Below are 13,615 nucleotides of genomic sequence, written 5' to 3'. Positions count from 1 at the left end.
AGTCCAGAGCCTAGCTCGCACTGCTCAGCCGTTCGGGTGGCTCGTCTGTGCACATTCCGGGGAGGACTAGCCGGGCCGGCCGTTCTCCTCCACCGCCACCGCGGGAGCGAACGTGCGCAGGGCCTCGGCCAGGCGCTCGCGGTCCAGGGTCCACAGGTTGATGTGCCTGCTCGCCAGGAAGACCTCGTGATCGACGTGGGCCGCGAGCCGGCCGGTCTGCTCCCGGGTCAGCGCGGAGTTGGGCCCCGGCAGGGCGGGCGCGCCCGGGCGGCGGCGAAGACCCACGTAGCGCATGGGCGTCGGCGCGGTCGTCTCCTGCTGCCACAGCACCACCGCTTCGACATCCGCCCAGGGGACGAAGGCGGTCTGGCTCGCGTATCTGGCGGGGGCACCCCCCAGGGTCACTCCGCTCTCGTCGACGCGGAACGCGACGAGCCGCTTCGCCCACGCACCGCTGAGCAGCTGAAAAGGCGTCCAGGTGTACGGGACTTCGTACGCTGACGCCGACGTCGAATCTGCAGACATGCTGATCATCGCAATCGCTCGGGTCCGCCGGTCCTCCGAGGCGCCGGGAGCGTCGTGAGTGCCGGCTGTCGGAGACACAGTAGTAATCGCCGGGGCGGGCGGGACGCGCGGGGAGGCAGGGAAGTGGGAAGACGGGAAGGCGGGGAGGGGACGGGCGGTTGATCGGACCCGCCCCGCCCGCCCCCGGCCCGACCGCTACCCGACCTTCGACATCCGGGCCACCGGATCCCCCGCCTTCGCGTTGTCCGTCTCGTAGCGCAGGTCGTCGCCGACGGGGATCAGCCGGACCTCGTGGCGGCCCGTCGTGCACTCGGACGTGGTGGACGGCTTGGCCACGCTCGTAGCGATCAGCCGGCCGGCCGTCACCTTCTTGAGGTAGAGGTCGGTGTCGCAGGTACCGCCGATGAGGTCGGTCTGGCGGAACGTGCCGAGCCGCTCGCCCTTCTCGGCCTGGCGGACCGTGACCCGGAACGTGCCCATGGGGAGCTTGCCGTCGAGGGCGAAGCCGTCGCCCTCCCAGGTGCCGAGGTACGACGTGGGTACCGTGCTGCCCCCGCCGTCGGTGGGACCGCCGTCGGTGGGGACGGTGCTGGGGGTGGTGCTGGCCGCGGGCGGCCGGTCGGCCGCCCCCGAGTCGTCGTTGCCGTCCGCGCCGGTACCCGGCAGCAAGTCGAACACGAACACCGAGCCGAACGTCACCGCCGCCAGCGCCCCGGCCACCGCGAGGGCGACCGTGCAACTCAGCTTCCGGCCCCGGCCGCCCGCCCCCGGAGCGGAGGTCGCGGCCACACTGACGGACACCTTGCCCGGGACGGCGTCGGGGACAGGGACAGGGACGGGGTGGCGGTCGGAGTCGAGGGCTGGAGCGTACGGCGAGTACGGGGAGGGTGGAAGGGAGGGGGAGGGAGAGAGCGAGGAGTAGGACGCGTAGGAGGGGTCCGGCGGGCCGAAGACCCCTTGTGGCCCCTCCCCCGGAGCCGCACCCGCAGCCCCAGCCCCAGCCCCAGCCCCAGGCGGATTCCCCTCCCCCGCAGTCGCCGGGGGACTCCCCACCGAAGGGCTGCTGAACCCCACCACCCCCGACGGCGTCGCCTCCGCCGCCCCGTCCGCCACCTCCAGGTTCAGCAGGCGTACGGCGCTGCGGCTGACCTGTTCCACCAGGGGGCCCGGCAGCCATCCCGCCGCCACCAGCCGGGCCGTGCCCTCCGGGGCCAGTGCGCCGACGAGGGCCTCCGGGGACGGGCGCGCGGCCGGGTCCTTGGCGAGGCACCCCGCCACCGTCTCCCGCAACTCGCCGGAGAGCGCGCCCAGTTGCGGCTCCTCGTGGACCACCTTGTAGAGCAGGGCGGCCGAGGAGTCGCCGGGGAACGGGGACGAGCCCGTCGCCGCGTACGCCATTACCGCGCCGAGCGAGAAGACGTCGGCCGCGCCGGTGACGCCCTTGCCGAGGATCTGCTCGGGTGCCATGTAGCCGGGCGAGCCGATGGAGGCGCCCGTCGCGGTGAGGGACGCCGTGCCGTCGGTCGCGCGGGCGATGCCGAAGTCGATGAGCAGGGGTCCGTCGAGGGTCAGCAGCACGTTCGACGGCTTGACGTCGCGGTGGACCAGGCCCAGGCCGTGCACCGCCGCCAGCGCCTCGGCGAGGCCGGCGCCGAGGACGCGTACCGAGTGGTCCGCGAGGGCGCCCGTGTCGGTGACCGCGGCGGTCAGCGTGGGGCCCGCGGCGTAACCGGTCGCCACCCACGGGACCGGGGCGTCCGGGTCGGCGTCGAGGACCGGGGCCGTGTACGCGCCGCCCACCCGCCGTGCCGCCTCCACCTCGCGGCGGAACCGGGCGCGGAACTCGTCGTCGAGCGCGAAGTGCGGGTGCACGATCTTGACCGCGACGGTACGGCCGCCCGCGCTGCGGCCCAGGTACACGCGGCCCATCCCGCCGGAGCCGAGCCGGCCGAGCAGCCGGTAGGGCCCCACGGTGGTGGGTTCACCGACATCGAGCGGCCTCATGCGCCGCACCTCCCCGTCCCCTGTGGGCCCACAGCCCCATGGACCCGTAGCCGCATGAACTCGTGGCCCCGTAGACCCGTGTGCGTATGTCTGTCGTCCCCCGGACGGCCCCTACGCACTCCACCAGCAGGGTAGTGCCGCGCGCCCCGCGGACCCGGGGCCGGGCGGCTCAGGGCTCCAGCAGCTCGACCCGCACGTCCGCCGCGAAGCCGGTCGTCGGTCCCACTCGGCGCGCGAACTCCGTGACCGCCTCCAGCTGCGGTGCGCCGAAGCGGAAGTCGAGCGTCGTGAAGTAGCGCTCCAGGACGTCCTCGTCGAAGGCCTCCCAGCGGGCCGCCTGCTCGGCGACCTTGCCGACCTCCTCCAGGGACAGGTCGCGGGAGGCGAGGAACGCCTCGTGCACCTTGCGCGTGAGGGCCGGTTCGCGCTCCAGGTAGTCGCGGCGGGCGGCCCAGACCGCGAAGACGAAGGGCAGGCCCGTCCACTCCTTCCAGAGGGCGCCGAGGTCGTGCACCTGGAGGCCGTAGCGCGGGCCGTCCAGCAGGTTGGCGCGCAGGGCGGCGTCGCCGATCAGCACCGCCGCGTCGGCCTCCTGCATCATCAGGCTGAGGTCGGGCGGGCAGGTGTAGTAGGACGGCTCGACCCCGTACCGCTCCGACAGGAGGAGCTGCGCGAGGCGTACGGACGTACGCGAGGTCGAGCCGAGGGCGACCCGGGCGCCGTCCAGCTCTTCCAGGGGGACCTGGGAGACGATCACGCAGGACATCACGGGGCCGTCGCAGCCGACCGCGATGTCGGGGAAGGCGACCAGCTCGTCGGCGTGCTTGAGGAACTCGACGAGGGTGATGGGCCCGATGTCGAGATCGCCCCGTACGAGCTTCTCGCTGAGCTTCTCCGGGGTGTCCTTGGTGAGCTCGAAGTCGAGCAGCGTGCCCGTTCTCGCGAGCCCCCAGTACAGGGGCAGGCAGTTCAGGAACTGGATGTGGCCGACGCGCGGCCGTGAGCGGCGGGCGTCGGGACGCCCCTCGGGAGACTCAGGAGAATTGTCCACATCGCGAGGCTAACCCCCATGCGGTACGGTGCAGGATCCAGGGTGTCCGAGCGGGGTCCGAAACCGCTTCCGCCTTCCGTGTCAACCCCTGTGACACCGAGTGATACCGCTACGTCAGCCCCTCCGGGAAGACCGCCAAACTTCCGGGTGACGTGATCTTGCCCTCTATTGCTTTCGGCTGCCCTCCTGGGTAAGGTCGTCCGCAAGTTGCAGTTTGGTTTCCCTTGCAGTACAGAGCCTGCGGAGCATGTGACCGCGGGCTCTCGTCGTTTTCAGACGAATGCAGTTGTTTACAAGGTTTTGTTCACAAGCTTTTGTTTACACCTTGCAGGTTCTGGAGCAGGGCAACCCTTTGGGCCCAAGGAGGGCTTATGGCTACCGGAACCGTGAAGTGGTTCAACGCCGAAAAGGGCTTTGGTTTCATTGCCCAGGAAGGCGGCGGCCCGGACGTCTTCGTCCACTACTCCGCGATCAACGCGAGCGGATTCCGCTCCCTCGAAGAGAACCAGGCGGTTACCTTCGACGTGACCCAGGGTCCGAAGGGCCCGCAGGCGGAGAACGTCACCCCCGTCTGATCCTTCGGCTGAGTCCGGACTCCCCGAGCCCGGCACTCTGATCCGGAACCTAGAAGCAAGACCCAAGGAGCCCCACACCGTCAGGTGCAGGGGCTCCTGCCTTTTCTCGCGTCCCTTTGCCCGCGCTTTCCGTCTCGGCTACTCGCTGCCGAGTGCCCCGTCGTACATCGTCTCGATCTCTCCGGCGAACTCCCGGGTCACCACCGCCCGACGCAGCTTCATCGTCGGGGTCAGATGGCCGGCCGTCTCCGTGAAGTTGAGGGGCAGCACGGTGAAGCGGCGAATCGATTCCGCGCGGGAGACCAGGCGGTTCGCGTCGTCGATCGCCCGCTGGAGGACGGTGAGCAGGTCGGGGTCGCCGACCAGCGTGGCCGTCGGGACCTCCGTCCTGCCGGTCATCCGGCACCAGTGGGCCATGCCCTCGCCGTCCAGGGTGACCAGCGCGGTGACGTACGGGCGGTTGTCGCCGACGACGACGCACTGGCTGATGAGGGGATGGGCGCGGAGCCAGTCCTCCAGCGGTGCCGGGGCGACGTTCTTGCCGCTGGTGGTGATCAGGATGTCCCTCTTGCGGCCGGTGATCGTGAGGTAGCCGTCGTCGTCCAGCTCGCCGATGTCGCCGGTGGCGAACCAGCCGTCCTGGGCGGCCGGGACCACTCCGCCCGCCTGCGGGTCCCAGTAGCCGCGGAACACCTGGTTCCCGTTCAGCAGGACCTCGCCGTCCTGGGCTATCCGCACCCGGGTGCCGGGCAGCGGCCAGCCCACCGTGCCCAGGCGCGGCCGGTGCGGGTAGGTGAGGGTCGCCGCGGCCGTCGACTCGGTGAGGCCGTAGCCCTCGTACACCTGGATGCCGGCGCCCGCGTAGAAGGAGGCGAGGCGGCGGCCGAGCGGGGACCCGCCGCAGACCACCTGGCGGACCTTGCCGCCGAGGGCCGCGCGGATACGGCGGTAGACGAGGGGGTCGTAGACGGCGCGGGCCGCCCTGAGTTTCGCGCTCGGTCCGGAGCCCGTGCCGTGCTGCTGGGCCTCCAGCGCCTCCCCGTAGCGGCGGGCCACCCGGGCGGCACGGTCGAAGGAGGCGGCGCGGCCCATCCTCTCGGCGGTCGCGCGCCCGCTGTTGTAGACCTTCTCCAGCACGTACGGGATGGCCAGCAGGAAGGTCGGGCTGAAGCCTGCGAGGTCGGTCAGCAGCTCCTCCGTACGGATGCTCGGCGCGTGGCCCAGGCGTACCCGGGCCCGCATGCACGCGACGGCGACCATCCGGCCGAAGACGTGCGAGAGCGGGAGGTAGAGGAGGGTGGAGGCGGGCTCCTTGAAGGTGGACTTGAAGACGGGGTGGAGCAGTTCGACGGCGTTGTCGACCTCGGCGAAGAAGTTGCCGTGCGTCAGCGCGCAGCCCTTGGGGCGTCCGGTGGTGCCGGAGGTGTACATGACCGTCGCGAGCGAGTCGGGGCCGAGGACCCCGCGGCGGACGGCGACCTCCTGGTCGGGGACGCCCCGGCCCAGCTCGGCGAGCCGGTCCGTGTGCCCCTTCTCGAAGATCCACACGTGTTGGACGTCGGGCAGCCGGTCGCGTTCGGGGCCGAGTGCGGCGGCCTGCGACACATGCTCGACGGCGATCGCCACCGCGCCCGAGTCCTGGAGGATCCAGCGCGTCTGGAAGACGGACGAGGTCGGATAGACGGGGACGGTCACCAGGCCCGCGGCCCACGCGGCGAAGTCCAGCAGCGTCCACTCGTACGTCGTACGCGCCATGATCGCGAGCCGGTCGCCCGGCATCAGGCCCTCGGCGATCAGCCCCTTGGCGACCGCGAGCACCTGCTCGGCGAACTCGGCGGCCGTGACATCCTGCCAGCTGCCGTCGGGGCCCTTGCGGCTGAGCACCGGGGCGTTCGGCACCTGGTCCGCGTTGTCGAACGGGATGTCCGCGAGCGAGCCGTGTGTCACGGGGAGGATCAGCGGCGGGACCGCGACCTCTCGTACGACCCCGTCCAGCCGCCTGATCTCGGGTTCCGGCAGGGCGGGGTGGGATCGGGAAGAGGGATCGCGGGACACGGACGGCTCCTTACTCTCGTACTTCTCCCATTACGGACCCGTGAGGGGGCAGGTTCACCCGGGAAACCGGGGGGCTTGTGTGCACAAGAGTGAGAGGTTCGTGCGCGTTCGGACGGTTGTTCATCTTCTGCCGAGGATGTGGGCATGGATGGGTGCCGCATCCGGGCCCCCGGGGCGGGGTACGGCGCCGGGCGCGCCCGGCGGCGGACCCGCATCTGTCAGGGGCGTTCGAGGATCGCCGTCACGCCCTGGCCGCCCGCCGCGCAGATCGAGATCAGGCCGCGGCCGGGCCCCTCCCGCTCCGCGAGCAGCTTCGCCAGGGTCGCCACGATCCTCGCCCCGGTGGCCGCGAAGGGGTGGCCGGTGGCCAGTGACGAGCCCGCCACGTTGAGGCGGTTCCGGTCGACCTGGCCGAGCCCCTGCTTCTCCCAGGCCGCCAGGGTGGCGAGCACCTGGGACGCGAACGCCTCGTGCACCTCGACGAAGTCGAAGTCGCCGAGGCCGAGCCCGGCCCGCTCAAGCATGCGCGGCACCGCGTGGGCGGGCGCCATGAGCAGCCCGTCCTCCCCGCCGGCTCCCCCTCCGACCACGTCTCCCGCCACGAAGTCGACGGCCGCCGTCTCGTACGCCGTCAGATATGCGAGGGGGGTCAGGCCGCGCCCGGACGCCCACGCGTCGCTCGCGAGGAGCACGGTGGCCGCGCCGTCGGTCAGGGGCGTCGAATTGCCCGCCGTCATGGTGGGGTCGGGGCCGTCGACGCCGAACACGGGCTTCAGTGACGCCAGTTCGGCGACCGTCGAGCCGGGGCGGAGGTTCTGGTCGCGCGCCAGTCCCCGGAAGGGTACGACGAGGTCGTCGAAGAAGCCGCGTTCGTAGGCGGCGGCGAGCCGCTGGTGGCTGGCCGCCGCCAGTTCGTCCTGCGCCTCGCGGGTGACGGCCCAGGTCCGGGCGGTGACCGCCGCGTGCTCCCCCATCGACAAACCGGTACGCGGCTCCGCGTTACGCGGGATCTCCGGGACGAGGTGGCCGGGGCGGACGCGGGCGAGCGCCTTCAGCCGGGCGCCCGCCGACTTCGCGCGCCGGACCTCCAGGAGGATGCGCCGCAGCTGGTCGTTGACGCCGAGCGGGGCGTCGCTGGCCGTGTCCGCGCCGCCCGCGACGGCGGACTCGGTCTGCCCGAGGGTGATTTTGTTGGCCGCCGCGATCACGGCCTGGAGGCCGGTGCCGCAGGCCTGCTGGATGTCGTACGCGGGGGTGCGGGCGTCGAGCCGCGAGCCGAGCACGGTCTCGCGCGCGAGGTTGAAGTCGCGGCTGTGCTTGAGAACGGCTCCGGCGACCAACTCCCCCACCGCGCCCGGCCCTTCGAGCCCGAAACGCTCCACGAGGCCGTCGAGGGCCGCGGTCAGCATCTCCTGGTTGGAGGCGGTGGCGTACAGGCCGTCGGAGCGGGCGAAGGGGATGCGCGTACCGCCGACGACCGCGACGCGGCGCGGCTGTGGCATCCGGAAGGGCCCGGCGGCGGGCGCGGATCCCGCGACGGGGGCGGGCTCGGCGGCGGCAGCGGATCCGACGGTGGGGGCGGGCTCGGCGGGGGCGAGGGGTTCGGCGGCGCGGGGCGGCCGGGGTGCGCGGCTGGGTTCGGCGGGGCTCATCTCGACCTGCTCCCTCACGGTGACGTAGCATTACCTCGGGTAACCTTACTCCAGAGTAAGCAGGAGGGGCGCCCGCGCGAGCCTGCGCCCGTGCCCTTTCGGCCGAGCGCGTCCGACGAGCTGGGAGCTGGACCATGGCCGACCGCTATCTGAGTTTCACCGGCACCGCGCCCGGCCGCCTCCTGACCCGGCGGCTCGGCCTGCCCCAACCGGCGCGGCTACGGCGGTGGAGCGCCGAACAGCCCACCCTGCAGGGCCGGTTGCTGCACCTCACGGCAGGCAAGTCCGACCTGGACCTGGCCCCCGTGCTGGCCCTCGCGGGGCTGGACCTGGACCTCGTACCGGCCGGCTCGGCCCTGGACCTGGGCACGGAGAACCCGGTCGCCGTCGTGCTCGACGCCACCGGTGTCCATGACGTCGACTCGCTCGCCGAGGTGCACGCGGCGCTCCACCCCGTCGTCCGGTCCGTCGCCGGGAGCGGGCGGATCGTGGTGCTCGGGTCGCCCCCGGACCCCGCCGACCACCACCGGGCCGCCGTGCAGCAGGGCCTCGAAGGGTTCGTACGGTCGCTCGGCAAGGAGATCGGGCGGGGCAGGACCGTGAATCTCGTACGGCTCACGGACGCGCGCGCGGCGGAGTCGACGTTCCGTTTCCTCCTCTCGCCCCGGTCGGCGTACGTCAGCGGGCAGGTGATCGAGGTCGGCGACGGTGGGGGTACGGATGCGGGTGCGGGCTCCGGCGTCGTGGGGGCGCCCGCGGACTGGGGCAGGCCGCTCGCCGGGCGGACCGCCCTGATCACCGGGGCCGCGCGCGGGATCGGCGAGGCCGTCGCCGCGACGCTCGCGCGGGACGGGGCGCGGGTGGTGTGCCTGGACGTGCCCGCCGCCGGGGCCGACCTGGACGCGGTCGCCGCACGGCTCGGCGGGGTCGCCCTCGCGCTGGACATCACGGCGGACGACGCGGGGGCGCGGATCGCCGACGCGCTGCCCGAGGGGCTGGACGTCCTCGTCCACAACGCGGGGATCACGCGGGACCGGCGGCTGGTCAACATGCCTGCCGAGCGGTGGAGTTCGGTGCTCGACGTCAACCTCGCCAGCGTGCTGCGCACGACCGACGCGCTGCTGTCCGGCGGCACGCTGCGGCCGGGCGGGCGGGTCGTGGCGACCGCGTCCATCGCCGGGATCGCGGGCAACGCGGGCCAGACGAACTACGCCGCTTCCAAGGCGGGGATCGTGGGGCTCGTACGGTCCCTCGGGCCGCGGGCGCTGTCGGAGTACGGGGTGACGGTGAACGCCGTCGCGCCCGGCTTCATCGAGACGCGGATGACGGCGGCGGTGCCGTTGTTCATCCGTGAGGCGGGGCGGCGGATGAACTCGCTCGCGCAGGGTGGGCTGCCGGTGGATGTCGCCGAGACGACGGCGTGGTTCGCGAGTCCGGGGTCGGGGGCGGTCAACGGGCAGGTGGTGCGGGTGTGCGGGCAGAGTCTTCTGGGTGCGTGAGCGGTCCCCTGGGGGCGGGCGGTTGCGGCCGGGGTGCGCCGTTCCCCGCGCCCCTGGAAGGCAGAAGCCAAAGACTGCGTCATTCCCCGCGCCCCTGAAGGCAAAGGGGGCGGGGTTGTTGTGGAGGAGAGTTGGAGATGGGTGACCTGGTGGATGTCGTGAACAGTGGGATCCGTACGCGTACCCTCGGCCGGTCGCCGTCCCTGTGGCCCCTGCTGGCCCGGGGAGCGGTGCTCTTCCCCTTCAAGCGGCCCCGGGCCGGAGTCACCGCGGTCCGTATCCGGCTGGTCCTCCCCGGTGTCCGGGTCGATCTGGCCAGACTCGCCGCGTACGAGCGGGCCTGCGGATTCGGGGTCGGGGCGGACGAGTTGCCGCCGACGTATCCGCATGTGCTCGGCTTCCCGGCGGCCATGCGGCTGATGAGCGCGCGGACGTTCCCGCTGCCGCTGCTCGGCCTGGTGCACACGTCTGTCGGGATCACTCAGCGCAAGGCGCTCACGGCCACCGGGGAGTACGAACTCGCCGTGTGCGTCGATGACTTGATACCCCACCGGCGCGGCACCGAGGCCGTCGTCGTGACCGAGGTGCGGGCGGCCGGGGAACTCGTCTGGGAGTCACGCAGTACGTATCTGGCACGGCACGCCGTCGCGGGCCGGCCGCCCGGGCAGACCGCCGCGGCGGAGCCCGAGCCGCTGCCCGTACTCGCCGGGTGGCAGCTCGCGGAGGATGTCGGGCGCCGGTACGGAGCCGCGTCCGGAGACCGCAATCCGATCCATCTGCACCCCCTGACCGCCCGGATGTTCGGCTTCCCCCGGACCGTCGCACACGGCATGTGGACGGTGGCGCGCTGCCTCGCCGAGCGCGGTACCCCGCAAGCGGCCCGTATACGGGCGGAGTTCAAAGCGCCGGTGCTGCTGCCGGGGAGGGTGTCGTACGGCGCGAGGAGCAGCCGTTTCGAGCTGCGCGGGGCCGGCGACGGCGGCCGGCTGCATCTGACGGGGGAAGTACTGCCGCTCACCTGAAGAGGGCGGCACCCTGCACAGGATCCTTGATGTCAGGGGTCTCGTGAATATGCGTTGAGGACTATGCAGTCAGGGTCGCGGCCCGGGCGTCCCGGCGCTCTCCGGGGCCTCCGCCCACGGCTGCCCCTCCATCAGGTTGCCGAGGCCCGCCCACGCGAAGTTCATCAGGGTCGCGGCGGCCTGCCGGGCGGAGGTTCCGGGGGTGGCGTTGGCCCAGGCGGCGAGGGATTCCGCGGCGCCGACGAGGGCTTCCGCGAGGCCCGCGACCTCGCGCTCGGCCAGCGAGGGGTTCCGGTGGGCCTCCCGCGCCGCGACCACGATCAGCTGGGTGACGAACGCGACGATCTCCTCGCGCATCGCGGTGATCTCGGCGGCGAAGGGCTCCCCGTGCGTACGCGCCTGACGGTGCAGCACCGCCCAGCCGTCCGGGTTCTGCGCGGTGTGCGTGAAGAACGCCCGCAGGCCTTCCCAGAGTTGGCGGTCGGCGGGCAGGCCGGGACGGACTCCGGCGCGCACCGCCGCGGTCAGGGCGGCGGCCTCCCGCCGGATGCACGCGGTGAAGAGGTCTTCCTTGCTGTTCAGATACAGGTAGACCAACGGCTTGGAGACGCCCGCCAGATCGGCGATCTCGTCCATCGAGGCGGCCCGGTAGCCCCGCTGCCCGAAGGTCCGTACGGCCGCGTCCAGCATCTGCTGTTCGCGCACGGCACGGGGCATCCGCTTGCTCTTCACTGCACCCATACAGGAAAGAGTATGTTCTGCCGGCGGCTACGCCGGGGCGAGGTGCGCCCGCCGTGGGGTCCTGATGCGGCGGGCCGTCGTCTTCAGGCCGTCCGGCTCCGGGCGCCGGACACCTCGCCCGCCACCTCGGTCGACGACTTGGCCGACGCCTCGGTCGACGTCTTGAGCGGTGCCGCGTCCGCCGCGTCGTCCTCCTGGTTGCGGTTCGCCTCCAGGTTGGACTTCATGCGGTCGACGCGCTCGACGACCTGGATCGAGGCGCGGTCGCGCTCCTTGCGCAGGACCACGAAGCTGATGGGCGCCGAGACGACCAGGGCCAGCATGACGACCCACATGCCGTTGGAGTCGCCGAGGCCGCGCGGCGCGACGCCAAAGTGGACGAGGCCCCAGACGACCACGAGGCAGCCCACGAAGATCCCCAGGCGCATCAGTGTGTAGCGGAGCATCTCAATCCACTCTTCCCGTTCCGAACGTTCCCAAAGGGCACCGTCCAGTGAAGCACGGGCGTGCCACGATCTTGTAGGGGGGTGCGGGGGTGTGCGCGGGCCTCAGTCGAGGCGGCCCAGGGGCAGCAGCATCGTGATGTCGTCCCGGTCGTCGCCCGGCGCCACCCTGATCGCGTCCGGTACGCGGCCGACCTCCTTGTAGCCGCACGATCCGTAGAACCGCTCCAGGCCCTCGCCGCCCCGGCAGGTGAGCCGTATCGCCTCTATGCCGTCGAGACCCCGGGCGGCGTCGGCGGCGGCCGTGAGCAGGTCGCGGCCGTAGCCCTTGCCCTGGTGCCCCGGATGCACCATCACCGTGTACAGCCACAGCCAGTGCGCCATCAGGCGGTGGGTGTTGTGGGCGAGGAAGGCGGTCGCGGCGACGGTGCCGTCCTCGTCGCGCCCGACCAGCAGCCGGGTGCGGCCCTCGGCCATCGCGGTGAAGTGCTTCACGAGCTCCGGCCGTACGGTCTCGCGCGAGACGGGCGGTACGAAGCCGACGGAGCCGCCCGCGTTGGACACGTCGGCCCAGAGGTCGAGTATTCCGTCGCGGAGGGTGAGGTCGACGGAGGGGTCGAGCTCGAACGTAAGGGCCATGCGGCCAGGCTAATCATTACCCCGGCCGTGACTCAAGTGGCTCCTGAAACGCTTTCCCTCGCCCCCGCCGCCCCTGCCCTCCCCCACCGTCACCGTATGGGGGCTCCGCCCCCGCGCCCCCATACGCGCAGTTCCCCGCGCCCCCAGGTGCCTGGGGGCGCGGGGAACTGCGCAATCCTCGGGGCGGAGCCCAGGAGACTCAGAACCGCATCGGCTGCGGCGCCTCCCGCCGCCCCGCATCCGCACCCTCGTACTCCCGAAGGATCTCGTACCGGGTGTTCCGCTCCACCGGCCGGAACCCCGCGTCGCGGATCAGGTCGAGCAGATCCTCCCGCGTCAGCTTGTTCGGCGTGCCGTAGTTGTCGGCGTCATGCGTGATCTTGTACTCGACGACCGACCCGTCCATGTCGTCCGCCCCGTGCTGCAGCGCGAGCTGCGCGGTCTGGACGCCGTGCATGACCCAGAAGACCTTGACGTGCGGCACGTTGTCGAAGAGCAGCCGGGAGACCGCGAAGGTCTTCAAGGCCTCCGCGCCGGTCGCCATCTGCGTACGGGCCTGCAGCCGGTTGCGTACCTTCCCGTCCTTCATGTCCACGAAGTCGTGCTGGTAGCGCAGCGGGATGAAGACCTGGAAGCCGCCGGTCTCGTCCTGCAGCTCACGCAGGCGCAGGACGTGGTCCACCCGGTGGCGGGGCTCCTCGATGTGCCCGTACAGCATCGTGCACGGGGTCTTCAGACCCTTCTCGTGCGCGAGGCGGTGGATGCGCGACCAGTCCTCCCAGTGGGTGCGGTGGTCGACGATGTGCTGCCGGACCTCCCAGTCGAAGATCTCCGCGCCGCCGCCGGTGAGGGATTCGAGCCCCGCGTCGATCAGCTCGTCGAGGATCTCGGAGGCGCTGAGCCCGGAGATCGTCTCGAAGTGGTGGATCTCGGTGGCGGTGAAGGCCTTCAGGGAGACGTTCGGGAGGGCCTTCTTCAGTTCGCTGAGCGAGCGCGGGTAGTAGCGCCACGGCAGGTTCGGGTGGAGCCCGTTGACGATGTGCAGCTCGGTGAGGTTCTCGCCCTCCATCGCCTTGGCGAGCTTCACCGCCTCCTCGATGCGCATCGTGTACGCGTCCTTCTCGCCCGGCTTGCGCTGGAACGAGCAGTAGGCGCACGACGCGGTGCACACGTTCGTCATGTTGAGGTGACGGTTGACGTTGAAGTGGACGACGTCACCGTTCTTGCGGGTGCGCACCTCGTGGGCGAGCCCGCCCAGCCAGGCCAGGTCGTCCGACTCGTAGAGCGCGATGCCGTCCTCGCGGGTCAGCCGCTCACCGGCCCGGACCTTGTCCTCCAGCTCGCGCTTGAGCCCGACGTCCATGCGTGTACCTCTCCTCGTGACCTGCGTGACCTGCGACAAGCTCTGC

The 13,615-nt window shown here is 71.9% G+C and carries 12 protein-coding genes; 3 read left to right on the top strand and 9 right to left on the bottom strand.

All coding sequences use genetic code 11. From position 1 onward, the window contains the following. Positions 1-66 precede the first annotated feature (66 nt). From K3769_RS25095 to K3769_RS25085, 3 genes are all read right to left on the bottom strand, one after another. Positions 67-525 carry a hypothetical protein gene (locus tag K3769_RS25095; RefSeq protein WP_267028584.1) on the bottom strand — a complete coding sequence of 153 codons (459 nt, stop codon included), beginning with the start codon at positions 523-525 and terminating at the stop codon, positions 67-69. 195 nt (positions 526-720) lie between these two features. Next, complete coding sequence (locus K3769_RS25090) at positions 721-2,529, bottom strand: serine/threonine-protein kinase (RefSeq protein ID WP_267028583.1); 1,809 nt, start codon at positions 2,527-2,529, stop codon at positions 721-723. Positions 2,530-2,698: 169 nt separating this feature from the next. Continuing rightward, positions 2,699-3,580, bottom strand: coding sequence for a menaquinone biosynthetic enzyme MqnA/MqnD family protein (locus K3769_RS25085; RefSeq protein WP_267028582.1), 882 nt, complete (start codon positions 3,578-3,580; stop codon positions 2,699-2,701). A gap of 371 nt (positions 3,581-3,951) precedes the next feature. On the opposite strand from K3769_RS25085, the gene K3769_RS25080 reads away from it, so the two are divergent. Then, positions 3,952-4,155 (top strand): cold-shock protein, encoded by a 204-nt coding sequence (locus tag K3769_RS25080; RefSeq protein WP_033319512.1) that lies wholly within the window; start codon positions 3,952-3,954, stop codon positions 4,153-4,155. 138 nt (positions 4,156-4,293) lie between these two features. Here the strand turns inward: K3769_RS25080 and K3769_RS25075 are convergent, their stop codons facing one another. Further along, a complete protein-coding gene (locus K3769_RS25075) occupies positions 4,294-6,210 on the bottom strand; it encodes an AMP-dependent synthetase/ligase (RefSeq protein ID WP_267028581.1) in 1,917 nt (638 codons plus the stop codon). A 218-nt stretch (positions 6,211-6,428) separates the two neighbouring features. After that, positions 6,429-7,712 (bottom strand): acetyl-CoA C-acetyltransferase, encoded by a 1,284-nt coding sequence (locus tag K3769_RS25070; RefSeq protein WP_267031533.1) that lies wholly within the window; start codon positions 7,710-7,712, stop codon positions 6,429-6,431. Between the two features lie 284 nt (positions 7,713-7,996). Between K3769_RS25070 and K3769_RS25065 the strand changes: the two genes are divergently transcribed. Both K3769_RS25065 and K3769_RS25060 read left to right on the top strand, forming a co-directional pair. After that, positions 7,997-9,361, top strand: coding sequence for a 3-oxoacyl-ACP reductase (locus K3769_RS25065; protein WP_267028580.1), 1,365 nt, complete (start codon positions 7,997-7,999; stop codon positions 9,359-9,361). A gap of 137 nt (positions 9,362-9,498) precedes the next feature. Continuing rightward, positions 9,499-10,383 carry a MaoC/PaaZ C-terminal domain-containing protein gene (locus K3769_RS25060; protein WP_267028579.1) on the top strand — a complete coding sequence of 295 codons (885 nt, stop codon included), beginning with the start codon at positions 9,499-9,501 and terminating at the stop codon, positions 10,381-10,383. Positions 10,384-10,452: 69 nt separating this feature from the next. Here the strand turns inward: K3769_RS25060 and K3769_RS25055 are convergent, their stop codons facing one another. From K3769_RS25055 to mqnE, 4 genes are all read right to left on the bottom strand, one after another. After that, on the bottom strand, positions 10,453-11,124 hold the full coding sequence (locus K3769_RS25055) for a TetR/AcrR family transcriptional regulator (RefSeq protein WP_267028578.1): 672 nt from the start codon (positions 11,122-11,124) through the stop codon (positions 10,453-10,455). An 83-nt stretch (positions 11,125-11,207) separates the two neighbouring features. Next, positions 11,208-11,570: a DUF4229 domain-containing protein gene (locus tag K3769_RS25050; protein ID WP_267028577.1), complete on the bottom strand. Its 363-nt coding sequence runs from the start codon at positions 11,568-11,570 to the stop codon at positions 11,208-11,210. 102 nt (positions 11,571-11,672) lie between these two features. Beyond that, on the bottom strand, positions 11,673-12,206 hold the full coding sequence (locus K3769_RS25045; RefSeq protein ID WP_267028576.1) for a GNAT family N-acetyltransferase: 534 nt from the start codon (positions 12,204-12,206) through the stop codon (positions 11,673-11,675). 199 nt (positions 12,207-12,405) lie between these two features. Next, positions 12,406-13,569 (bottom strand): aminofutalosine synthase MqnE, encoded by a 1,164-nt coding sequence (mqnE, locus tag K3769_RS25040; RefSeq protein ID WP_267028575.1) that lies wholly within the window; start codon positions 13,567-13,569, stop codon positions 12,406-12,408. Positions 13,570-13,615 lie beyond the last annotated feature (46 nt).

Origin of the sequence: Streptomyces ortus, from assembly GCF_026341275.1 — a bacterium.
Classification (GTDB): domain Bacteria; phylum Actinomycetota; class Actinomycetes; order Streptomycetales; family Streptomycetaceae; genus Streptomyces; species Streptomyces ortus.
The sequence above is the reverse complement of the archived record's forward strand: the minus strand, read 5'-3'. Positions and strand labels throughout refer to the sequence as shown.